1 protein-coding gene is annotated in these 1123 nt (G+C 43.7%); it reads right to left on the bottom strand.

What is annotated here, in order from left to right; all coding sequences use genetic code 11:
• Nucleotides 1–179: 179 nt before the first annotated feature.
• The gene (gene aph(3')-Ia / locus AACR77_RS12285; RefSeq protein WP_000018329.1) at nucleotides 180–995 is read right to left on the bottom strand and encodes an aminoglycoside O-phosphotransferase APH(3')-Ia; all 816 of its coding nucleotides are present in this window, start codon (nucleotides 993–995) and stop codon (nucleotides 180–182) included.
• Between the last annotated feature and the right edge of the window lie 128 nt (nucleotides 996–1123).

The following is a 1123-nucleotide window of genomic DNA, read 5'->3' as shown; positions in this document are numbered from 1 at the left end:
TAAGACAAAAGGCTGCCTCATCGCTAACTTTGCAACAGTGCCAATTTATGAGTAAAGGATTATGTCCACGATAAGCACCTGGGTCGATTCCTGGGAGGCGGCCATGAGGGTAGGGAAGCGCCGTCCCGTCAAGTCAGCGTAATGCTCTGCCAGTGTTACAACCAATTAACCAATTCTGATTAGAAAAACTCATCGAGCATCAAATGAAACTGCAATTTATTCATATCAGGATTATCAATACCATATTTTTGAAAAAGCCGTTTCTGTAATGAAGGAGAAAACTCACCGAGGCAGTTCCATAGGATGGCAAGATCCTGGTATCGGTCTGCGATTCCGACTCGTCCAACATCAATACAACCTATTAATTTCCCCTCGTCAAAAATAAGGTTATCAAGTGAGAAATCACCATGAGTGACGACTGAATCCGGTGAGAATGGCAAAAGCTTATGCATTTCTTTCCAGACTTGTTCAACAGGCCAGCCATTACGCTCGTCATCAAAATCACTCGCATCAACCAAACCGTTATTCATTCGTGATTGCGCCTGAGCGAGACGAAATACGCGATCGCTGTTAAAAGGACAATTACAAACAGGAATCGAATGCAACCGGCGCAGGAACACTGCCAGCGCATCAACAATATTTTCACCTGAATCAGGATATTCTTCTAATACCTGGAATGCTGTTTTCCCGGGGATCGCAGTGGTGAGTAACCATGCATCATCAGGAGTACGGATAAAATGCTTGATGGTCGGAAGAGGCATAAATTCCGTCAGCCAGTTTAGTCTGACCATCTCATCTGTAACATCATTGGCAACGCTACCTTTGCCATGTTTCAGAAACAACTCTGGCGCATCGGGCTTCCCATACAATCGATAGATTGTCGCACCTGATTGCCCGACATTATCGCGAGCCCATTTATACCCATATAAATCAGCATCCATGTTGGAATTTAATCGCGGCCTCGAGCAAGACGTTTCCCGTTGAATATGGCTCATAACACCCCTTGTATTACTGTTTATGTAAGCAGACAGTTTTATTGTTCATGATGATATATTTTTATCTTGTGCAATGTAACATCAGAGGGCACTGTTGCAAATAGTCGGTGGTGATAAACTTATCATCC

The sequence above is a fragment of the Aeromonas sp. ZOR0002 genome (genome assembly GCF_963866995.1).
Lineage (GTDB): Bacteria > Pseudomonadota > Gammaproteobacteria > Enterobacterales > Aeromonadaceae > Aeromonas > Aeromonas caviae.
This window is presented reverse-complemented; position numbering and strand designations above follow the sequence as displayed.